22 protein-coding genes are annotated in these 20,140 nt (G+C 68.0%); 14 read left to right on the top strand and 8 right to left on the bottom strand.

The genetic code is table 11. From position 1 onward, the window contains the following. Positions 1-2 precede the first annotated feature (2 nt). The 5 genes from ABN034_RS05295 to yczE all read right to left on the bottom strand — a co-directional run bounded on the left by ABN034_RS05295 (position 3) and on the right by yczE (position 4,070). On the bottom strand, positions 3-884 hold the full coding sequence (locus tag ABN034_RS05295) for an LLM class F420-dependent oxidoreductase (RefSeq protein ID WP_349689846.1): 882 nt from the start codon (positions 882-884) through the stop codon (positions 3-5). A 239-nt stretch (positions 885-1,123) separates the two neighbouring features. Beyond that, positions 1,124-1,453, bottom strand: a complete 330-nt coding sequence (locus ABN034_RS05290; RefSeq protein WP_349689845.1) for a MazG nucleotide pyrophosphohydrolase domain-containing protein — start codon at positions 1,451-1,453, stop codon at positions 1,124-1,126. Positions 1,454-1,543: 90 nt separating this feature from the next. Continuing rightward, entirely contained in the window at positions 1,544-1,942 is a 399-nt protein-coding gene (locus tag ABN034_RS05285) for a VOC family protein (protein ID WP_349689844.1), read from the bottom strand. A gap of 118 nt (positions 1,943-2,060) precedes the next feature. Next, positions 2,061-3,212: a cystathionine gamma-synthase gene (locus tag ABN034_RS05280; RefSeq protein ID WP_349689843.1), complete on the bottom strand. Its 1,152-nt coding sequence runs from the start codon at positions 3,210-3,212 to the stop codon at positions 2,061-2,063. Positions 3,213-3,332: 120 nt separating this feature from the next. Beyond that, complete coding sequence (gene yczE, locus ABN034_RS05275) at positions 3,333-4,070, bottom strand: membrane protein YczE (RefSeq protein ID WP_349689842.1); 738 nt, start codon at positions 4,068-4,070, stop codon at positions 3,333-3,335. Positions 4,071-4,133: 63 nt separating this feature from the next. Between yczE and yczR the strand changes: the two genes are divergently transcribed. From yczR to ABN034_RS05260, 3 genes are all read left to right on the top strand, one after another. Beyond that, entirely contained in the window at positions 4,134-5,660 is a 1,527-nt protein-coding gene (gene yczR / locus ABN034_RS05270; protein WP_349689841.1) for a MocR-like transcription factor YczR, read from the top strand. Between the two features lie 194 nt (positions 5,661-5,854). Beyond that, complete coding sequence (locus ABN034_RS05265) at positions 5,855-6,802, top strand: phytanoyl-CoA dioxygenase family protein (protein WP_349689840.1); 948 nt, start codon at positions 5,855-5,857, stop codon at positions 6,800-6,802. A 16-nt stretch (positions 6,803-6,818) separates the two neighbouring features. Beyond that, positions 6,819-7,616, top strand: a complete 798-nt coding sequence (locus ABN034_RS05260; protein WP_349689839.1) for a sugar phosphate isomerase/epimerase family protein — start codon at positions 6,819-6,821, stop codon at positions 7,614-7,616. On the opposite strand, the gene ABN034_RS05255 is transcribed toward ABN034_RS05260, so the two are convergent. Then, positions 7,613-7,777, bottom strand: a complete 165-nt coding sequence (locus ABN034_RS05255) for a hypothetical protein (protein WP_349689838.1) — start codon at positions 7,775-7,777, stop codon at positions 7,613-7,615. The two genes, ABN034_RS05260 and ABN034_RS05255, sit on opposite strands and share 4 nt — an antisense overlap. Between ABN034_RS05255 and ABN034_RS05250 the strand changes: the two genes are divergently transcribed. The 8 genes from ABN034_RS05250 (at position 7,776) to ABN034_RS05215 (ending at position 15,111) form a co-directional block, all read left to right on the top strand. Further along, positions 7,776-8,762: a Gfo/Idh/MocA family protein gene (locus ABN034_RS05250; protein WP_349689837.1), complete on the top strand. Its 987-nt coding sequence runs from the start codon at positions 7,776-7,778 to the stop codon at positions 8,760-8,762. The two genes, ABN034_RS05255 and ABN034_RS05250, sit on opposite strands and share 2 nt — an antisense overlap. Next, the gene (locus ABN034_RS05245) at positions 8,759-10,147 is read left to right on the top strand and encodes a sulfatase family protein (protein WP_349689836.1); all 1,389 of its coding nucleotides are present in this window, start codon (positions 8,759-8,761) and stop codon (positions 10,145-10,147) included. The genes ABN034_RS05250 and ABN034_RS05245 overlap by 4 nt, the downstream gene beginning before the upstream one ends. A 32-nt stretch (positions 10,148-10,179) precedes the next feature. Beyond that, complete coding sequence (locus tag ABN034_RS05240; RefSeq protein ID WP_349689835.1) at positions 10,180-11,589, top strand: sulfatase family protein; 1,410 nt, start codon at positions 10,180-10,182, stop codon at positions 11,587-11,589. Positions 11,590-11,693: 104 nt separating this feature from the next. Further along, entirely contained in the window at positions 11,694-12,353 is a 660-nt protein-coding gene (gene msrA, locus ABN034_RS05235; protein ID WP_349689834.1) for a peptide-methionine (S)-S-oxide reductase MsrA, read from the top strand. 89 nt (positions 12,354-12,442) lie between these two features. Beyond that, a complete protein-coding gene (locus ABN034_RS05230; protein WP_349325390.1) occupies positions 12,443-12,742 on the top strand; it encodes a DUF6247 family protein in 300 nt (99 codons plus the stop codon). After that, positions 12,739-12,996 (top strand): hypothetical protein, encoded by a 258-nt coding sequence (locus ABN034_RS05225; protein ID WP_349689833.1) that lies wholly within the window; start codon positions 12,739-12,741, stop codon positions 12,994-12,996. The genes ABN034_RS05230 and ABN034_RS05225 overlap by 4 nt, the downstream gene beginning before the upstream one ends. Positions 12,997-13,264: 268 nt before the next feature. Then, complete coding sequence (locus ABN034_RS05220; protein WP_349689832.1) at positions 13,265-14,356, top strand: phosphotransferase enzyme family protein; 1,092 nt, start codon at positions 13,265-13,267, stop codon at positions 14,354-14,356. Between the two features lie 35 nt (positions 14,357-14,391). Beyond that, a complete protein-coding gene (locus ABN034_RS05215) occupies positions 14,392-15,111 on the top strand; it encodes an alpha/beta hydrolase (protein ID WP_349689831.1) in 720 nt (239 codons plus the stop codon). Between the two features lie 109 nt (positions 15,112-15,220). Here the strand turns inward: ABN034_RS05215 and ABN034_RS05210 are convergent, their stop codons facing one another. Beyond that, positions 15,221-15,799 carry a dihydrofolate reductase family protein gene (locus ABN034_RS05210; protein WP_349689830.1) on the bottom strand — a complete coding sequence of 193 codons (579 nt, stop codon included), beginning with the start codon at positions 15,797-15,799 and terminating at the stop codon, positions 15,221-15,223. A gap of 16 nt (positions 15,800-15,815) precedes the next feature. After that, the gene (locus ABN034_RS05205) at positions 15,816-16,313 is read right to left on the bottom strand and encodes an SRPBCC family protein (protein ID WP_349689829.1); all 498 of its coding nucleotides are present in this window, start codon (positions 16,311-16,313) and stop codon (positions 15,816-15,818) included. Positions 16,314-16,563: 250 nt separating this feature from the next. Between ABN034_RS05205 and ABN034_RS05200 the strand changes: the two genes are divergently transcribed. From ABN034_RS05200 to ABN034_RS05190, 3 genes are all read left to right on the top strand, one after another. Beyond that, positions 16,564-17,013, top strand: a complete 450-nt coding sequence (locus ABN034_RS05200) for a helix-turn-helix transcriptional regulator (protein WP_349689828.1) — start codon at positions 16,564-16,566, stop codon at positions 17,011-17,013. Positions 17,014-17,018: 5 nt separating this feature from the next. Then, positions 17,019-17,432, top strand: coding sequence for a VOC family protein (locus ABN034_RS05195; RefSeq protein ID WP_349689827.1), 414 nt, complete (start codon positions 17,019-17,021; stop codon positions 17,430-17,432). 179 nt (positions 17,433-17,611) lie between these two features. Continuing rightward, the gene (locus ABN034_RS05190) at positions 17,612-19,999 is read left to right on the top strand and encodes an ATP-binding cassette domain-containing protein (RefSeq protein WP_349689826.1); all 2,388 of its coding nucleotides are present in this window, start codon (positions 17,612-17,614) and stop codon (positions 19,997-19,999) included. Positions 20,000-20,140: the final 141 nt, after the last annotated feature.

Raw genomic sequence — 20,140 nt, 5'->3', positions numbered from 1 at the left:
TGTCAGCCGATCGACCGCAGCTGCGGGAGGACGGTCGCGACCTTCTCCGCCCGCGCCACCGCGTCACCGCCGCGCAGGACGACGATCACCTCGCCGATCCCGATTCCGGCGTAGGACTCGACGATCGGCAGGAGGTCCGCCGGGTCGGTCAGGTTCTCGCCGAACCGGACCTGCACCGTGCGCCGGATCGCGGCCGGGTCGCGTCCCACGTCCGCACAGTGCTGGTCGAGTACCCCGGACAGCTCGGCGATCTCCTCGATCGACCCACCCGCGGCGTTCCACGCGTCGGCGTACCTCGCCGTGATCCGCAAGGTGCGCTTGCGCCCGCTGCCGCCGATCCAGAACGGAGGGTACGGACGCTGGACCGGCTTCGGGTTGGAGAGGGCGTCGGACAGTTGGTAGTGCTTGCCGGCGAACGTCGTCGTCGGCTGGGTCCACAGCGACGTGATGATCTCGCAGGCTTCCTCGAACCGGTTCATGCGTTCGCCCACGGTCCCGAACTGCAGGCCGAGCATGGAGTGCTCGACCTCCGCCCACGCCGCGCCGAGGCCGAAGTCCAGCCGTCCGCCGGACAGGTGGTCGACCGTGACCGCCATCTTGGCGAGTACGGCTGGGTGCCGGTAGGTGTTGCCGCTGACCATGCAGCCGATGCGTACCCGGCTGGTGCCCTCGGCCATCGCTGCCAGCAGGGTCCAGCCCTCGAAGACGTCACCGGAAGGGTCGTCGCTGCCGATGGACGCGAAGTGGTCGAAGTTCCAGACGCTGTCGAATCCGGCCTCGTCGGCCAGCTGCCATACGCCGCGGAGCTCGTCGATGGTGGTGTGCTGCGGGGCGAGCTTGACGCCGATCCGCAGCGGGTTCTGGGGGGTGGTGGGGCTCGTCATGGAGCTAGTCATACCGCGCGGCAGTCACCTCGTGCGACGCCCGAGCGGCGGTCGTGGACACCATCGGAACGACCTGCGCCGACTCGCTGGTGGGACGCGGAAAGCGGGCCGCCGCCCCAGGCCAAGCGCCACCCTCGCCATGGTCCGGACGCCCTCGCGCCATGATCATGTACGGGAAACCGGGCGGTTCGTGCCGCCCTCGACCCCGGTTTCCCGTACATGATCATGACCAGGCCGGCTCAGCCTTCGCGCAGTCGGTCGGTGAGCGAAGCGGCAAGCTTCTCCGTCATCTGCTCGAACTCCGCATCGAGATCCACGTCGTAGAGCCGGGCGAGAACGAGCACCGACCAGAGACAGTCGGCCAGCTCGTGCCCGAGTGCTGCCCGGCCTCCCGGCATGTCGCGCGCGCCCTCGGCCGCCATGGTGAGCTTGGCGAGATCCCCGACATCGCCCACGAACCCGAGGACGAACTCCTCCCGGTTCCAGGTGCGGCCGCGTTGCCGGTGGTTGAGTTCGTCGTACAGCGCGTGGACCCGCATCGCCCGCGCCGTCAGGTCGTTGATCGTCACCGGCGCAAGCGTAGAGGGTGGCCGAACGCCAGCAGAGGAGTCCGCCGCCGAGGACGCTCGTGGACGGTAGGAGTGGGCCTCAGCCCGCGCTCACCCGGCGGGGGTCGCGGGCTTGTCGGTGACCAGGCCGAACTGGAGCCCCGACGGATCGGCGGCCGTCGCGAACCAGCCGTACCCCTCCGAGATCAGCGTCCGCGGCTGCACCACCGCGCCACCCGCCGCCTGGACCGCACGAAGGGTGGCTTCGAGGTCGTCGGACCGGAAGTACACGTGGACGCGGCGGCCCGCCGGAGGGGCGTCACCGGCGGAGGTGTCGAGCCCACCGACCATCGTGCCGTCGGCCGTCTTCGCCACCACGAAGCCGTCCTCGAACGGCTCGAACGTCCAGCCGAAGACTGCACCGTAGAACGCCTGAGCCACGTCGAGATCAGGGACCTGGATCTCCCACCAGGCCAGTGGGTTCGGGCTCGCGGGCGTACTCTCACTCATCGTCGTTCCTCCTGCCACGCAAGGCCATCTCGGCGGTTCGCACCTCGGCACTCCAGCGGTTCGCCCCACGCGCGTCAGCCGAACGGGCAGGCCGGGTCAGCCGAACGGGCACGGCCGGTCAGCCGAGCGCCTGCGCCAGATCGTCGAGGAGGTCGTCAATTGTCTCGATGCCCACCGACAACCGCACCAGGTCGTCGGGCACCTCCAGCGGCGACCCGGCCGCGCTGGCGTGCGTCATCTGTCCCGGATGCTCGATCAGCGACTCGATGCCACCGAGGGACTCGGCGAGGGTGAAGAGGGTCGTCCGCTCGCAGACCTCGATCGCGGCCGCGGCACCACCCGCCAGCCGGAACGACACGATTCCGCCGAACCGCCGCATCTGCTTCGCCGCCACCTCGTGGCCCGGATGTTCGGGCAGGCCCGGATAGAGGACCTGGCCGACCTTCGGATGGCCGGCGAGGTACGCGGCGATGCGCTCGGCGTTGTCGCTGTGGCGTTCCATGCGTACGGCCAGGGTCTTCAGGCCCCGCAGCACCAGCCACGCGTCGAACGGGCCCGCCACCGCACCCATCGCATTCTGGCCGTACGCAAGCCGCTCACCCAGTGTCGCGTCGGCCGTCACCAGCGCGCCGCCCACCACGTCGGAGTGGCCGCCCGCGTACTTCGTCGTGGAGTGGACGACGACATCGGCGCCGAGCGTCAACGGCTGCTGGAGATAGGGCGAGGCGAACGTGTTGTCGACGACGAGCAGCGCGCCGGCCTCGTGGGCGATCTCGGCGAGTCGGGCGATGTCGGCGATGGCGAGCAGCGGGTTGGTCGGCGTCTCGACCCACAGCAGCGCGGTCGGCCGGGACCTAAGCGCCGCGCGTACGGCGTCGACGTCGGCGACGTGGACCGGCGTGTGCGCGAGGCCCCACGGCTCGCCAACCTTGGCGAAGAGCCGGTAGGTGCCGCCGTAGGCATCATCGGGGATGACCACGTGGTCGCCGGGTTTGCAGAGGGTACGCAGGAGGGTGTCCTCGGCTGCCATGCCGCTGGCGAAGGCGAGGCCACGGGCGCCGTGTTCGAGCGCGGCGAGGCACTCCTCCAACGCGGCCCGGGTGGGGTTCTGCGTACGCGAGTACTCATAGCCCTGGCGCGGCTTGCCGACGCCGTCCTGGCGGTAGGTGCTGGTGGCGAAGATCGGGGTGATCACCGCGCCGGTCGCGGGGTCGGCCTCCTGGCCCGCGTGGATCGCCAGAGTCTCGAAGCCGTGGTGCTGCTCGTTCATGGCCTGAGGCTACCCAGCGCGACGTCCGGGAGCGGCCATCGCCCGGCAATACCGACTCATGAGAGACGGTTTCGCCACAGGGGCACGCTCACCCAACGGCACGCTCCCACAGGGGCGCCCTCATCCAACGGCACGCTGCCGCTCGTCGAGCGCGGAGGCGCTGGCCACGGGTGCCGGCACCGTGAACCGCGGCAGGAAGATGTGCACGAGTGGGCCGATGCTCACGGCGTAGAGCACCGTCCCCACACCGACCGTGCCGCCGAGCAGCCAGCCGATCGCGAGCACGGTGACCTCGATGACCGTACGTACGAGCCGGACGGATCGGCCCGTACGACGGACGAGCCCGGTCATCAGCCCGTCGCGAGGTCCGGGACCGAGGCGCGCGCCGATGTAGGCACCGCCCGCGACCGCGTTGAGCACGATGCCGGACACCATGAAGACGATCCGCAGCGTCATCGACTCCGGTGCCGGCAGCACGAGCAAGGTGGCGTCGACGACGATCCCGATCACGACGGCGTTGCAGACAGTGCCGATTCCAGGCACCTGCCGAAGCGGAATCCAGGCGAGCAGCACGACACCGCTGATGATGATCACGATCATCCCGAACGACAGTGGCGTGTGCTCCATGAGCCCCTGGTGGAACACGTCCCAGGGGTTGAGACCGAGTGTCGAACGGATCATCAACGCCATCGAGGCGCCGTAGAGCGTCAGGCCGAGGAAGAGTTGCACGAACCGGCGGGTCAGCCGGCCCTCCCGGAGAGCGGCGAGCGGGCTCGACGCGAACTCGACCGCATGGGCGGAGATGGGTGCGGCATTGTGTGCGGACTTGTCATTGACATTGCGGGACTCAGCGGGCACGTCTGCGATCCTCACCCACAACTGGCCTGGTATTCCAGAGCCAGTCGTGTGAGAGTGGCATGCATGTTGGATCGCTCCGCGACGGCGAACCAGCTCGTCGACATGCTCGGCTCCTGGCACCACGGCGGGCCGTCCTACCGCGCGCTCGCCGACCGGATCCGCCTCCTGGTGCTCGACGGCCGGCTGCCACCGAGCACCCGGCTGCCCAGTGAGCGCGAGTTCGCCCGCGCGCTCGGGGCGAGCCGCACGACCGTCGCCGCCGCGTACGGCGTCCTGCGAGAGTCCGGCTTCCTCGCCAGCCGGCGCGGTGCGGCGAGCCGCATCCAGGTGCCGTCGGGGGCCGGCGCGCCAGGCACCTCCCACCGCACCAACGGCGGCCCCGGACCCGGCGGCGGAGCGATCATGCCCGCGGCCGATCCCGACGACGAGGCCCTGGACCTCTGTGCGGCCGCGCTGCCCGCGCCGCCCGGGATGGCCGCGGCCGTCGAGGCCGCCACCTACGCCCTGCCGACCTACCTCCGCGGCCACGGCTACACCCCGCTCGGCGTGCCGAACCTGCGTGAGCTGCTCGCCCACCGCTACACCGAACGCGGCCTGCCGACGACGCCCGACCAGATCCTCGTCACCGGCGGGTCGTTGCAGTCGTTCGCGCTGATCCTGCGGGCGTTCGTGAGTCCGGGCGATCGGGTCCTCGTCGAGCACCCCACCTACCCCAACGTCCTCGAGGCGATCCGCCAGGTGCCGGCCCGCGCCGTGCCGGTCCCGCTGCGCCCCGACGGCTGGGACGTCGCGATGTTCGAGGCGACGCTGCGTCAGTCCGCGCCGCGGCTCGCCTACCTCGTTCCCGACTTCCACAATCCGACCGGCCTGTTGATGTCGGCGAGCACGCGCGAGCGGGTCGCGGCGACCGCCGCGCGGACCCGGACTCTCACCGTGGCCGACGAGACGCTGGTCGACCTCGCTCTCGACGTCGAGCCCGACGCCATGCCCCACCCGCTCGCCGCCTACGACCGGCACGACCGGGTCCTCCTCGTCGGCAGCACCAGCAAGTGCTATTGGGGTGGCCTCGGGGTCGGCTGGCTCCGCGCGCCGGCCTCGCTGGTGCCGACGCTGCTCGGCGTCCGCGCGGTGACGGACCTGGGTACGTCGATCCTCAGCCAGCTGACCGCCGCCGAGCTGATGGTGCGGCACGAGCCGATCCTGACCGAGCGGCGATCGATGGTACGCAGGCGAAGGGCGGCACTCGTCGAGGCTCTGGCCGCTCACCTGCCGCGTTGGCGGTTCGAGCTGCCGCCCGGTGGGCTGAGCCTGTGGTGCGAGCTCGACGCCCCGGTGTCCAGCACCCTCGCGGTCCTCGCCGGCCAGCACGGCGTGCGGCTGGCGGAGGGCCCGAGATTCGGGACGGATGGTGCGTTCGAGCGGTTCCTGCGCCTGCCCTACGCACTGCCCGAAGCCGATCTCGCCGAGGCGGTCGTACGCCTCGCCGACGTGTCCGCCACCCTCGCCGCGCGGCCCGACCAGCAGCGAGGTCGCCCCCGAGGCGGACGTCCGCACCGGCCCGCGGCCGACCTCACGCCCGTCGTCACCTGAGACCCAGCGTCGGCCGTCCCCGGCGCACCGTGGACGTCTCACAAGGGCGAAGTTCGTCCACGCGAACTCCGGCTGCCAAGACCGGTCAGGGCATGTACTCGCGGCGTACCTCCCTCGACGCTGGATGAAACGATTTTCTCCCGACCCGTTCCTGGCGCGACCATGAGCGACCGATCCCGACCCCGGAGCGTTCGATGACGGCCCCGACGACCACCGGCCCGACGCGTACGACGCCGTTCCTCGACTCCTCCGACCTGCTCGGCGACCCGCCCGCCCTGCGTGCCCGCGCCGACGAGCACGGTTATCTGTTCCTGCGCGGGCTGTTGCCTCGTGCGGCGGTTCTCGACGTACGCCAGCGGTTCCTCGAGATCATCGACCGACACGGTTGGCTCGCTCCGGGCACACCGGTCGGCGAGGGGATCGCGGACGTGCCTGCGTACGAACGCGAGGATCCGGCCGAGACGGAGTTCTGCGGTGTCGGCGTGACACCGGCGGCCTACCGCGACGCGCAACACGTGCGGGAGTTCCACCAACTCTCCGACCACCCACGACTGCAGGCGTTGTACGCCGCACTCTTCGACGCGCCGGTCCTACGGCACCCTCGCAACATCGCCCGGATGATGGTGCCGCGCCGCGACAGCAACCCCACGCCGCCACACCAGGACTTCATCCACGTCCAGGGCAGCCCGAACGTATGGACAGCGTGGCTTCCGTTGGGAGACTGCCCGCGAAGCCTCGGCGGTCTCACCGTGCTGGACCGTTCACACCAGGACGGGCTCCTGTCCTACAAGGCAGCTGACGGTGCCGGCGGGCTGGAGGCCTACCTCTGCAACCTCGACCTGACATGGGCTGAAGGGGACTTCGACGCGGGCGACGTGCTCACGTTCTCCAGCCGGACTGTGCACAAGGCGCTGCCCAACGGCCAGCCCGACCGGGTCCGCCTCTCCTGCGACTTCCGCTACCAGCCCCTGCACGAGGTGATCGAACGCCGTGCCCTCGACGTGCACTGCGGTGTCGCGACGTGGGATGAGATCTATGCCACCTGGCCCGATGACGAGTCGACGTGGTACTGGCGCGACCTTCCGTTGCGCTATGTCGAATGGGACGAATCCATCCGATGGCAGAAGGATCGAATTTGTTGAGAAAGGATGCTGTCCCATGAAGCTGGGATGCAATACCGTCCTGTTCGCGTCCGTCGACGTCGAATCGGCGGTCGAGGCGATCGCGTTCGCAGGATATTCCTACGTCGAGTTCGCGGCGATCAAAGGCATGTGCGAGCACATCTCGCCCGACAATGACACCGGCACCATCAAACGCCTCACCACCCTGCTCGGCGACAACGGCCTCACCGCCACGGCGATCGAGGCCGCCACCACCGACCGCGACCGGCTGGAAAGGATCTTCGACCTCGCGACCAGGCTCGAGATCCCGATCGTCAACGTCGGTTCGGGTGGCAAGACCGGTGACGAGGAGTCCACGAAGCAGGCGATCGCCCACCTCGCCACGCTCGCCGAGCTGGCCGGGGAGTACTCCCTGACGCTTGCCGTCAAACCCCATGTGGGGCAGGCGATCTACAACGGCGCGAGCGCTTTGCGGCTGACGTCCGAGGTGACCCATCCCGCGCTGGGGCTCAACTTCGACCCGAGTCACCTGTTCCGGGCCGACGAAAACCCGGACGACATCGCGAAGAGCTGGGGCGAACGGATCGTCACCTCACACTTCCGGGACTGCGCGAGCCGGGAGCAGAAGGTCGGTCCGCCGCCGACGCAGATTCCCGGGCGCGGAACGGTCGACATCCCGGCCACCCTGCGCGCCCTCGCCGAGGTGGGCTACGACGGGCCGCTCAACCTCGAGGTGATCGGCGCCGGTTCGTACTCCCCTGCCCAGGCGAGCAGTGTCGCCGCGGAGAGCCGCGGATATCTCCACCGTTGCCTGCAGGAGATCAATGCCGGTTAGTGGATACCGCACGGGATGCGTGGCAGGACCAACGCACGCACCACCCGCGCCGACAAGAGCTGCACCGGCATACTCAGGATCGACGCGTTCAGGATCGAGACGTCCAGCGTCGACACGTCCAGTATCCAGACGTCCAGTGCCAACAGATTGGGAGGGCCCATGCTCCGGGTAGGTATCGTCGGGCTGGGTGGGATCGGCAAGAACCACGCCCGCTGTTACACCAACAACCCTGATGCTGAACTCGTGGCGGTCTGCGACCTGCTGCCCGAACGCGTCGACCCGGTAGGCAAGCAGTACGGAATACCGGCCTATCACAGTCTCGAGGAAATGATCGACGCCGAGGAACTCGACGCCGTCAGCGTGGCCACCGCCGGGCCGGAGAACGGCGGCCACCACCACGCCCCGACCATGGCGCTGATCGCGGCCGGCAAGCACGTCCTCGTCGAGAAGCCGATCTCCAACAACCTCACCGAAGCGCGAGAGATGGTTCAGGCGGCGAAGGATGCCGGCGTCCTTCTCGGTGTCAACCTCAACCACCGTTTCACGCCGGCCGCCGCGCGGGCGAAGAAACTGCAGGAGGACGGCGAACTCGGCGACATCCTCTTCGTCAACATGGCGCTCTGGATCAACAACCCCAACGAGAGTTCGCCATGGTTCCACCTGCGGGCGCTGCATCCACACTCCATCGACGTGATGCGCTACTTCGGTGGACCGATCAGCAAGGTGCAGGCGTTCCTGCACAAGGGACCGGGCCGCGCCATCTGGTCCAACGCCTCGATCAACCTGCAGTTCGCCAGCGGCGCCGTCGGGCACCTGACCGGAAGCTACGACGCGAGCCGCTACCACCCGATCGAGCGGTGCGAAGTCGCCGGCAGCAAGGGACGTTTCGTGATCGAGAACGTCTTCGAACGCCTGGAGTTCTTCCCCCGCGAGTCGCCGGAGAAGCTGGTGGTCGACAACCCGATCATGGGCGGCATGGAAGGCTTCGGCGAGACGTTCTCCAACCGCATCAACGCCTTCGTCTCCCAGGTCCAGGCCGGCGGTCCGCTCGATGGCTCGGGCGCTGACGGTCTCGCCGCGCAGGAGGTCATCGAGGCGGCGATCCGTTCGTTCGAAGGCGGTACGGTCGAGGAGGTTGCCGGATGACCAACATCGTGCTGATCGCGCTGGACACCCAGCGCGCGGATCACCTCGGCTGCTACGGATACCACCGGGACACGAGTCCGAACCTCGACGCGTTCGCCAACACCGGTGTGGTCTTCGAACGCTGCTACGCGCCGAACATCCCCACCCACCCGAGCTTCACCACGCTCTTCTCCGGCAAGGAGGCCATCACCCACGACATCGTCAACATCGGCGGCGGCGTGCCGATCAAGGACGGCATCAAGCTCCTGCCGGAGATCCTTGCCGACAACGGTTACGTGACCGCGGCCGTCGACAACATGAACCGGCACTTCAGCAGAGGTTTCGAGCACTACCGCACCTACCAGTGGGACCGGTCGGATCCCACCGTGCTGCGCAAGGCGGAGACGGTCACCGACCTCGCGCTCCCGACGATCGAGGAGGTGGTGGCCGATCCGCGGCCGTTCTTCTGCTTCCTGCACTACTGGGACCCGCACACGCCCTATCTCCCGCCACCGGGCTACGAGGACCTCTACACCGACGGCGACCGCGATCCGTACGATCCCGACAACCACAGCATGGACGAGGCGTGGAGCTGGGAACCGTTCAAGTGGTACTTCCACGACTGGATGCCCGGGGTCACCGACGCCGAACACGTGGTCAACCTGTACGACGGTGAGATCCGCTACATGGACGGCTATCTCGCCAAGGTGTTCGCGGCCCTGGAGCCGGTCAGGGACGACACCATCGTGGTGATCACCGCCGACCACGGCGAGGTCCTCAACGAGCAACTGGGCTACTTCGACCACCACGGCCTCTACGAGGGCAACGTCCACATCCCGTTGATCATGTCGTGGCCCGGCAAGCTGCCGGCGGGCCGTCGCGTTCCTGGCCTCGTGCAGAACCTCGACGTCACGCAGACCCTGCTCGACCTGGTCGGCATCCCGCAGACCGAAGGCATGGAAGGGATCAGCCTGCTTCCCGCCATCTACGGCGTCCGCGACGCCAACTACACCGAGGTGTTCCTCTCCGAGGCCACCTGGCAGGTCAAGCGGGGCGTGCGTACGGACCGCTGGAAGTTCATCCGGTCGATCGAACCCGATCGGCACGGCCGGCCGATGAAGGAGCTGTTCGACCTGGAAGCCGATCCGGGCGAACAGAACAACATCGCAGAAGACCGACCGGACGTCGTGGCGGAGCTCGAGGGAGTTCTCGATGCCTGGTTGGCGAAACGCCTCGCCGAGACCGGACGCGACTCCGATCCGGTCGCGGACCAGGGCATGTGCGCCACCAACATCGGGACACCGAAACCCGACGAGAAGGTCGGCCCGGGCGCGACGCCACTCGCCCAGCGGGTGGGCCAGGCGGCCGGAATTCCCGACCCGAACGAACTCAACGCGCCCCGGTAGCCCCACATGACAGTGCACAAGCGGTACCTCCGGTGAACGACGACGAGAATGTGGACCGCCGGCCGAACATCGTCATCGTCGCGGTCGACACGCTCCGCCCGGACCATCTCGGCTGCTATGGCTATCCGATCGCGACGTCCCCCGCGATCGACGCCCTGGCAGCCGAGTCGGTCGTCTTCGACCAGGCGTACGCGGCCGGCATCCCCACCACGCCGTCGTTCACCACGTTGTTGTCGGGCCTACATCCCTACCAGCACAGGGTGGTCACGCATCCGGCGCAAGTGCATCTCGACGAGGACATCCAGCTCCTCCCCCAACTGGCCAAGGAGTCCGGCTACGTGACGGTGGCGCTCGACAACCTCGTCGTGCAGGGGTTGGGCAAGGGCACGTGGTTCGCCCGAGGCTATGACCACTACTCGGGATTCCTCTACAAGCCGTTCGGCGACCAGAGCACGCAGCTGACCGACCGGGCGTTGGAGTTCGCCACCAAGCCCCGCGACAAGCCCTTGCTGCTGTTCATCCACTACTGGGATCCGCACACGCCCTACGGCCCGTTGCCGCCGTATGACGAGATGCACTACCGGCCGGACGAGGTGCCCCCAGGGCCACAGGGCATGCCGGCCGTCGACATGGCGCAGGTGCGCGCCATCCATCCCGACTACTACGAAGCGTTTCTCGCCGACATGAACCTGCGCCATCCGGACGACTATGCGTACGTCCTCGCGCAGTACGACGGTGAGATCTCCCAGGTCGACCACCAGATCGGCCGGTTGATCAACGGCCTCAAGGCACATCAGAGCTGGGACAACACCCTCCTGCTGTTGGTCTCCGACCACGGCGAGTGCTTCGGCGAGGGCGGCCTCTACTTCGACCATCACGGTCTCTATGACGCCGTGACCCGGCTCGCCATGATCCTCAAACTGCCGGCGGGTGACCGATCCGGCCCGGGGCAAGGTCGGGTTGACGGCATGGTCTCGCACGAGGACGTGTTGCCCACCCTGTGTGAGCTGAGCGGCATCCCCAGGCCGGCGTACGACCTGACCGGACGCAGCATGGTGCCCCTGATCGACGGATCGGCGAGCGAGATCCGTTCCAGCGTCGTGTCCGTGGAGTCGACGCGGCAGGCGTCGGCGGCACTGCGTACGACCACGGAGAAGGTGATCGTGCCGTACGCCGCGGACGCGGCCGGTCTCCCTCTGCCCGATCTCTACGGCCGGCCACGCGATCCCGCGCCACGACTCTTCGACCTGCGTGACGATCCGGCGGAACGGTGCGACCAGGCACTTCAGCGCCCAGCCGATCTCGCCCGGATGTCCGCTGAACTCGACCGCAGGCGATCGAGCCTGCTGGCCGGCCGGACCGATCCCGTACCCGAGCAGGGTCTCGGCCTGCCGTACGACTTCTTCATGCATCGCCGCGGACGGACGGCGACCCGTCGCTGACCACCAAGGATGTGGAGTCCGAGCGGCGCTCACGACGTCCCGGTGTCGCAGCGGGTCGTTACGCTGAAGGAAGGATCGCCGTCACCGGAAAGTGAGGCCTGACCATGGCACTGTTCGGCCGTATGCGTGAGATGCCCAAGCCGCAGGAGACCTTGCCGGGCCGGGCCGAGCGGCCGTTTCCCGTGCCCGCGACCCACGCGACGCTGGGTACGCCGCTGGAAGGTCCCGTTCCAGAGGGCTATGAGGTCGCGGTCTTCGGTCTCGGCTGCTTCTGGGGTGCCGAGCGGCTCTTCTGGCAGACGCCCGGAGTCTGGTCGACCTCCGCCGGATATGCGGGTGGAACGACGCCGAACCCGACGTATGAGGAGGTTTGCTCCGGCCGCACCGGCCACACCGAGGTCGTGCGGGTGGTCTTCGACCCGAAGCGGATCTCCTACGCCGGCCTGCTCAAGATCTTCTGGGAGAACCACGACCCGACCCAGGGCTACCGCCAGGGAAATGATGTCGGCACGCAGTACCGCTCCGCGATCTACGTCACCAGCGACGAGCAACGCGCCGCCGCCGAGGCGTCGAAACAGGCGTACGAAAAGTCGCTCGCCCAGTCCGGCTACGGCGCGATCACGACCGAGGTCGCCCCGCTCGGCGACTACTACTACGCCGAGGACTACCACCAGCAGTACCTCCACAAGGTGCCGAACGGCTACTGCCCGGTGCACTCCACCGGTGTCGCCTGCCCGGTCGGTGTCGCGCACACCGACGGCTGAGGAGGCCTCGACGCGACGGCTGTTCCGTCCATCTGGATCATTGCTTCCCATGGAGGGCGCCGTCGTGGGTGTCCCTGTAGATTGTGCCCATGACCGTCGAGTTCCTCGATGCTGTCGGGCGGCAAGATCCCGGCGACGACCCGGCCGCGATCTTCGAACTACTTCCGCCGCCACATCGTGCCCAGTTCCGGGCAGAGTACGATCAGGCCCTCGACGCCGCTCACGATCTTGAACGGTTCAAGCAAGTGCGTCGTCTCTTGCGGCAGTGGCGCCTGCGCGCGATCGCATACGCCCGGCCGGGATATGAGGAGGCGGTACAAGACGCAATCCACGGGCGCGAAGACGCCTTTGTTCGTTACACCCCCGCCGATTGGAAAGGCCGGGTGTGACCCACAAGTTCGATGGCTTCCATGGGCGTGCACTTTACGAGCTGAACGGCCTGCCCGAAGACGTGCGGAACGGCCCCTTGCTCAAGCGTCTTCTTCAGCTTCTCGAGGATCCCTGGGACGCGGTGCCGGAGCGCCCAGGGCAGTCGGCGGTGCGAGTCGCATTCTTTGGTTCAGACGATCAGGGAATGCTGACCTTCGTCGTTCACGAGCAGACCGAGACTCTGCGGATCATCGACATCCTCTGGGCGGGCTAGATTTCTTGCAGCGGGCGCATCTTCGCGATGCTCCGCGCCCTGCGCGGGACGTGCCTCGATCTGCGACCGAGTACTTGACTCGGGCTGCGCTGCCGGAAACAATGCCGCCACGGCGCCGACCGGTCGCCGAGCCGTGGAACGTCCGCCCCAGCTGGGGTTCCATTCGGCGAAGGGGAATTGCCTCTCGGTCGTCGTTGTCGTCGATGTCACAGGCCATCTCTGAACACCGCGTCGCTGGGGGACGGGGGTGTCATGAGGAGGCTTGTCCATGACGAAGGACGGCAGTTTCAAGAAGGTTGTCCGGCGCCACGCGCAGGAGAACGGCCAGCTCTACACCGAAGCGCTCACCGACCTCGAGGGCGTCGAAGGGCGGCTCGCCTGGCGACGTTGGACCGACGACGGGCGCTCCGACGCGCTTCACGAGCCCATCGCTAGGCGCCTGCTCGCCCATCTGAGGGATCACTACGGCGTTGACGCCGTCGCCGCGACGAAGGTCAGCCACCACAACGATCACGTCTTCCGCGTCGAGCGCGGCGACGGCGACCCGTGGGTTGCGCGTGTGTTTCCGCCGGCTCGCCCTCGGGCTGGCACCGAGGGCGACGCGGCGATCCTGCGGTTCCTGGAGCGGCAGCACTACCCGGCGGAGCGGCTCGCGGTCGACGAGGCGGCGTCCGTATTCGACGGCTTGTCCGTCCTCGTCACGCGGTTCGTCACCGGCGGACAGCTCCGGACGGCGAGGGGACCCGCGGATACCGAGAGGTTCGTCATCATGGGTGACCTGCTCGGCCGGCTGCATACGCTGCCACTCGACGAGTCCGTCAGCCGCCCCGGTGGGGCGAGCGGTGAGGACCCAACCCGTGAGGGCAGCCCGCGTCAGGACGTGCTGGCCGCCCTCTCGTTCCTCGATGTCGCCGAGGCGAAGGTCGCGGCCACCGGCCGCAAGGCATTCGAGCAGCTCCGCGCCCAGGTGCGCTCAGCGGACGACGGACATGGCCTTCCGCAGGCGTTGGTCCACGGCAATCTCCTCCACGCCCACGACCACGTGATCGTGAGCGAGCGTGGGCCGGTCGCGATCCAGTGGAAGGCCTCAGGGCGTGGCCCGCGCCTTGCCGACTTCGCCTATCTGATGTGGGGCACCCGGAACAATGCCGCGTGGATCGACGCTGCGGTGCGCGCGTACTGCCAGCACGTCGAGTTGACCGACGACGAGCTCGAGCGGCTCGAGGGCGTGATGTCCGTGCGACCGATGTACCTCGCGTGCTTCGGCTACGGCAGCGGTCAACAACCGGGCCGTGGCGAGGACTGGTGGGAGCACATCAGCGCAACCGCGGCCGCTGTCAGAGACGCGTGCCGCCGATAGACCTGTACGAACGCTCAAGGATCGAGGTGGGATCAATGGATGACGAAGCAGCCGTAGGGCCCGCTGGTGCCGAAGTGGCGCCGGAACCAGTGTCAGCTGATCGGATAGCGGGAGAGCTCGTCACCGAGACGTTCGACTACGACGGCGGGCGGCAGGTCACGGTGTACGTGCCGCCGGATCCGCCGGAGGCAGTCGTGTTCGCCGGTGACGGTCAGCTGATCTCGCAGTGGGGCGGTGACCTCGAGGCGGCCGACGTACCGCCCACGATGATCGTCGGTGCCTACCGGACCGACGATGAGGATGAGATGGTACGCATCCATGAGTACTCACCGCCGTTCGACGCCGACCGGTTCGCGGCCCACGAGAGCTTCTTCGTCTCCGACGTCCGCAACTGGGTGCGGTCACACTTCGGCGTCTCGTTGCCGGCCGAACGCACGGCGGTGTGCGGCGTGTCGGCCAGTGGAGAGCTCTCCCTCGCCATGGGGCTTCGGCATCCGGACATCTATGGCGCGGTCTTCTCCGCCTCGCCGGGCGGCGGCTACCGCCCGCCGGCCGAGATGCCGAGCCCGCTTCCGCGCACCTACCTCGTCGCCGGCACGCTGGAGCCGTGGTTCTGTGAGAACGCGACCCGGTGGGCGGACGCGCTACGCGATGCCGGTGCGGACGTCGTGATGACAGAGCGGGTCGGTAACCACGGCGACCCGTTCTGGCAGGCCGAGTTCCCGCTGATGGTGGCCTGGGCGTTTGGACGCTGACGCAATCGCGCTCGAAGGCGCAGGATGCATGAGACCGGTCGGCATGTCGGTCACCGGGACCTTCCACGTCAGGTCGGCTGCTTGACGGGGTGAGGGTGCATGGACGGGCTCAGCCATGCAGGGTGGGCCGGTAGATGAGCTCCTGGGTGTGGCCGTCGAGCGTGCGGTGTTCGATCAGCTCGAGGTCGAAGTCGGCCGCACCCCCGAAGACCGGGTCCTCCCCGGTCCGACCGCAGATCACCGGGAAGACCGTCACCTGGACGCGGTCGACCAGGCCGGCGGCCATCAGCGCCCGGTTCATCGACAGGCTGCCGTGCGAGCGCAACGGCACCTCGGACTCCTCCTTGAGCCGGGCGATGACGTCGACGGCGTCGCCGCTCACGACGGTCGCATCCGGCCAGTCGAGCGGTCCTTCCAACGTCGTCGACACCACCGTTGCCGGCAGGCTCCTCATCCGGGTGACCCATGGGTCGCTCAGCTCGGATTCCTCGATGCCCGAGGCCAGCATCTGCACGTGCGCGCGATACGTGTGGGCCCCGAAGACCATCCGCTGTTCCTGGTCGTACAACGCGAGGCGACGATCGAGAAACTCGGGACCTTGCTTGCCCCAGTAGCCGCCCCAGTCGCCGCTGTGGGCGCCGAAACCGTCGAGGGTGGAAAAGACGTCGAATGTGTAGGTAGCGGTCATGATGCGTCTCCATTCCTCAGGTCCGGGACGTTGGTGCGACAAGTGCCGCAAGCTCGGCCAGGTGGTGCAGCGAGTTGGTGAGATGATCGGGGCCGAACGGCGGGAACTGGAGGTACTCCCGGATGTACTGCGGCACCGCCGACCAGTCGTAGGTGAGCGTGACCTCGGTCTGGGACGGACCGAGCGACGCCAGGTCGTAACGCCAGATCCAGCCGCCGAACTCCAGGTGACCGTCGCCCTTGGGGTCGTACCCCGTCAGCCAGCCAACGGCGCGCGGCGGGTCCAACACGTGGACCTTGTTGGCTGTCTGGTAGCCGCCGTCCGAATGGTTGGCGTGGTACATGCCCATCCGGAAAATCTGCCCCACCTCGGTCAGCGGCGCCCGGTCGACAGGTTCCTGAACCCAGCCGGTGCCATCGATCGCAGAATGGGTCGTCGGGTCCGCCAGCACCGCGAACACCCTCGCGGCGGGCACGGCGACGGTCAGGGTGGCGCTCACGTTCTCCGCTGACATCCCGATCATCTCCTGTGGTTTGGCCGCGCCTCTCCGGGCGCCGCTCACCCCTTCCACGAACACCCCAGCCCCGATCCGACACCGCCTCCCGGACATCTTCGGAGGACTTTCTGGGACAGCCGGTGGTGATCGAGACAGCCTGAACGGTTGGAGGGGCGAAAACGGGGCAGACCGACCAGAGCGGACGCAGAGCGGCGTGGGACTCCAGGGGCGCTAGGCGACTCCGGTGCGACGTGGCACGATTTCGTAGGTGACGAGCAGACCCGCCGCGGCGCACCACTTGCCCGACCTCGCGCGGCTGCGCCGCGTCCGCGACCGGATCGACCGGGAGTACGCACAGCCGCTGGACGTCGAGGCGCTCGCCCGCGGCGCGCACATGTCGGCCGGGCACCTCAGCCGCGAGTTCCGGCTCGCCTACGGTGAGTCACCGTACAGCTACCTGATGACCCGGCGCATCGAGCGCGCGATGACGCTGCTGCGTCGTGGCGACCTCAGCGTCACCGAGGTCTGCTTCGCAGTCGGCTGCGCCTCACTGGGCACCTTCAGCACCCGGTTCACCGAACTGGTCGGCGTGCCCCCCAGCGTCTACCGGCGCCAGGCGGCACGCCCGACGACTGGGATGCCGCCGTGTGTGGCGAAACAGGTGACCAGACCGATCAGGAATCGAGAAGCACCGACCCCCGAACCGCATCTAGCGTGACCACCATGGATATCACGATTCACGCGAGCTTCCTCCCGCACGATGACCCCGACGCCTCCCTGGCGTTCTACCGCGACGTTCTCGGCTTCGAGGTCCGCAATGACGTCGGATACGCCGGCATGCGCTGGATCACGGTCGGCCCCCCCGGCCAGCCCGGCACCGCGATCGTCCTGGAGCCGCCGGGCCCTCCCGGGTGCGGAAAGACCGACGACGAGGTCCGCACCATCACCGAGATGATGGCCAAGGGAACCTATGCAGGCATCGTGCTGGCAACCCCCGACCTGGACAGCACGTTCGCGAAGTTGGAGGCCAGCGACGCCGAGATCATGCAGGAGCCGATGGACCAGCCGTACGGCGTTCGCGACTGCGCCGTCCGCGATCCCGCAGGCAACCTGATCCGCATCCAGGAACTCCGCTGACCCGTCAGGACTTGCTCCTGTTGACCGGTCCGAACTTGTTCGTGCTGCCGTATGCCGCCAAGCGGCACGGCGGGCAACGCACCGCACCCGAGACATGACGTACCAGACGTACTGCCCGAAGCTGGTTGGATCGAGCCAGGCGATCCCGAAGGCGCCCCCGCCCCACAGATGGAGACACGATGAGCAAGGCCAAGAAGACGGACAGGCAGGCGCCTGGGCTGCACGTTGCCGACATTCACGATCTGATCCGCGTGCAGGGTGCGCGCGAGAACAACCTCAAGGACGTCAGCGTCGAGCTCCCGAAGCGCCGGCTCACGGTGTTCACCGGCGTCTCCGGCTCGGGCAAGAGCTCGCTGGTGTTCGGCACCATCGCCGCGGAGTCGCAACGGATGATCAACGAAACCTACAGCGCCTTCGTGCAGGGGTTCATGCCCGCGCTGTCGCGGCCGGAGGTCGACGTACTGGAAGGCCTGACGACGGTGATCATCGTCGACCAGGAGCGGATGGGTGCCAACCCCCGCTCCACGGTCGGCACGGCCACCGACGCCAACGCGATGCTGCGCATCCTCTTCAGCCGACTCGGGAAACCGCACATCGGCTCGCCCAACGCCTACTCGTTCAACGTCCCCTCGGTGAAGGCCAGCGGTGCGATCACCGTCGAGCGCGGCGGGAAAACGAAGGCCGAGAAGGCGACCTTCAACCGTCTCGGCGGCATGTGCCCGCACTGCGAGGGAATGGGCTCGGTCACCGACTTCGATCTCTCCGCGCTGTACGACGACACCAAGTCGCTCAGCGAAGGTGCGCTCACGATCCCCGGCTACAGCATGGACGGCTGGTACGGCCGCATCTTCAGCGGAGCCGGCCTGCCCATGGACAAGCCGATCCGCAAGTTCACCAAGAAGGAACTCCACAAGCTGCTCTACGAGGAGCCGACCAAGATCAAGGTCGAGGGCATCAACCTCACCTACGAGGGCGTGATCCCCAAGATCCAGAAGTCGATGCTCTCCAAGGACGTCGAGGCGATGCAGCCCCACGTCCGCGCGTTCGTCGAGCGGGCGGTGACCTTCCAGACCTGCCCGGAGTGCGACGGCACCCGGCTCGCCAAGGAGGCGCGGTCGTCGAAGATCAAGGGGAAGAACATCGCCGACGTCTGCGCGATGCAGATCAGCGACCTGGCCGAGTGGATCCGGGAGCTCAACGAGCCGTCGGTGGCGCCACTGCTGACCGGGCTGCAACACCTTCTCGACTCATTCGCCGAGATCGGGCTGGGATACCTCTCCCTCGACCGGCCGGCTGGCACCCTCTCCGGTGGTGAGGCACAGCGCACCAAGATGATCCGCCATCTCGGCTCGTCGCTCACCGACGTCACCTACGTCTTCGACGAGCCCACGATCGGCCTGCACCCCCATGACATCGAGCGGATGAACGATCTGCTGCTGCAACTGCGGAACAAGGGCAACACCGTACTCGTCGTGGAGCACAAGCCAGAGACCATCGCCATCGCCGACCACGTAGTCGACCTCGGCCCCGGCGCTGGCACCGAGGGCGGCACCGTCTGCTTCGAGGGCACCGTCGAAGGGCTACGGCGCAGTGACACCACGACCGGCCACCATCTCGACGACCGGGCGTCCCTCAAGGAATCGGTGCGTTCACCTTCCGGCTCGCTGGAGATCCGCGGCGCGTCGACGCACAACCTCCAGGGCGTGGACGTCGACATCCCGCTCGGGGTGCTCTGTGTGGTCACCGGCGTCGCCGGCTCCGGCAAGAGCTCACTGATCCAGGACTCGGTGATCGGCCGCGACGGCGTGGTGCTGGTCGACCAGACCGGGATCCGCGGTTCGCGACGGAGCAACCCGGCGACGTACACCGGTCTGCTCGAGCCGATCCGCAAGGCGTTCGCGAAGGCCAACGGCGTGAAGCCGGCGCTCTTCAGCGCCAACTCCGAGGGCGCCTGCCCCACCTGCAACGGCGCCGGCGTCATCTACACCGACCTGGGTGTCATGGCCACCGTCGAATCCACCTGCGAGGAGTGCGAGGGGAGGCGGTTCCAGTCGGCGGTGCTGGAGTACACGCTGGGCGGCCGGAACATCGCCGAGGTGCTCGCGATGTCGGTGGCCGAGGCCGATGAGTTCTTCGGCTCCGGTGAGGCGAAAACGCCGGCGGCACACAAGATCCTGGGCTACCTGGCCGACGTCGGTCTCGGCTACCTCAGCCTCGGCCAGCCGCTCACGACCCTCTCCGGTGGCGAGCGGCAGCGGCTCAAGTTGGCCACCCACATGGGGGACAAGGGCGGCATCTACGTCCTCGACGAGCCGACCACCGGACTTCACCTGGCCGACGTCGAGCACCTGCTCGGCCTGCTCGACCGGCTCGTCGACGGAGGCAAGTCGGTCATCGTCATCGAGCACCACCAGGCGGTCATGGCGCACGCGGACTGGATCATCGACCTCGGCCCCGGCGCCGGCCACGACGGCGGCCGGATCGTCTTCGAGGGCACGCCGGCCTCTCTCGTCGCCGGTCGCGCCACCCTCACGGGCGAGCACCTCGCGGCCTACGTCGGCACCTGAACGAGACGCCGTATGTCCACGTGCGTTGACAGCGGCCCGGCACCCCGTCAATACTGCTGACAGCGCGCTCACAGGGCGCCTCCAGCCCGCGGCAAGGGAACTGTCCCACCTGTCTCGATCTCGAGTAGCGTGCTCTGCACC

Origin of the sequence: Actinopolymorpha sp. B11F2 (assembly GCF_040195635.1) — a bacterium.
Classification (GTDB): domain Bacteria; phylum Actinomycetota; class Actinomycetes; order Propionibacteriales; family Actinopolymorphaceae; genus Thermasporomyces.
Note: the sequence above shows the minus strand (reverse complement) of the source record. Positions and strands in the feature narration are given on the sequence as shown.

Bases quoted from the DNA above. Each gene is read 5' to 3' on its own strand.
- ABN034_RS05295 (WP_349689846.1), bottom strand. From the start codon at position 884: ATGACGAGCCCCACCACCCCCCAGAACCCGCTGCGGATCGGCGTCAAG.
- ABN034_RS05285 (WP_349689844.1), bottom strand. From the start codon at position 1,942: ATGAGTGAGAGTACGCCCGCGAGCCCGAACCCACTGGCCTGGTGGGAG.
- ABN034_RS05280 (WP_349689843.1), bottom strand. From the start codon at position 3,212: ATGAACGAGCAGCACCACGGCTTCGAGACTCTGGCGATCCACGCGGGC.
- yczR (WP_349689841.1), top strand. From the start codon at position 4,134: ATGTTGGATCGCTCCGCGACGGCGAACCAGCTCGTCGACATGCTCGGC.
- ABN034_RS05265 (WP_349689840.1), top strand. From the start codon at position 5,855: ATGACGGCCCCGACGACCACCGGCCCGACGCGTACGACGCCGTTCCTC.
- ABN034_RS05260 (WP_349689839.1), top strand. From the start codon at position 6,819: ATGAAGCTGGGATGCAATACCGTCCTGTTCGCGTCCGTCGACGTCGAA.
- ABN034_RS05250 (WP_349689837.1), top strand. From the start codon at position 7,776: ATGCTCCGGGTAGGTATCGTCGGGCTGGGTGGGATCGGCAAGAACCAC.
- ABN034_RS05255 (WP_349689838.1), bottom strand. From the start codon at position 7,777: ATGGGCCCTCCCAATCTGTTGGCACTGGACGTCTGGATACTGGACGTG.
- ABN034_RS05245 (WP_349689836.1), top strand. From the start codon at position 8,759: ATGACCAACATCGTGCTGATCGCGCTGGACACCCAGCGCGCGGATCAC.
- msrA (WP_349689834.1), top strand. From the start codon at position 11,694: ATGGCACTGTTCGGCCGTATGCGTGAGATGCCCAAGCCGCAGGAGACC.
- ABN034_RS05230 (WP_349325390.1), top strand. From the start codon at position 12,443: ATGACCGTCGAGTTCCTCGATGCTGTCGGGCGGCAAGATCCCGGCGAC.
- ABN034_RS05220 (WP_349689832.1), top strand. From the start codon at position 13,265: ATGACGAAGGACGGCAGTTTCAAGAAGGTTGTCCGGCGCCACGCGCAG.
- ABN034_RS05215 (WP_349689831.1), top strand. From the start codon at position 14,392: ATGGATGACGAAGCAGCCGTAGGGCCCGCTGGTGCCGAAGTGGCGCCG.
- ABN034_RS05210 (WP_349689830.1), bottom strand. From the start codon at position 15,799: ATGACCGCTACCTACACATTCGACGTCTTTTCCACCCTCGACGGTTTC.
- ABN034_RS05205 (WP_349689829.1), bottom strand. From the start codon at position 16,313: ATGTCAGCGGAGAACGTGAGCGCCACCCTGACCGTCGCCGTGCCCGCC.
- ABN034_RS05195 (WP_349689827.1), top strand. From the start codon at position 17,019: ATGGATATCACGATTCACGCGAGCTTCCTCCCGCACGATGACCCCGAC.
- ABN034_RS05190 (WP_349689826.1), top strand. From the start codon at position 17,612: ATGAGCAAGGCCAAGAAGACGGACAGGCAGGCGCCTGGGCTGCACGTT.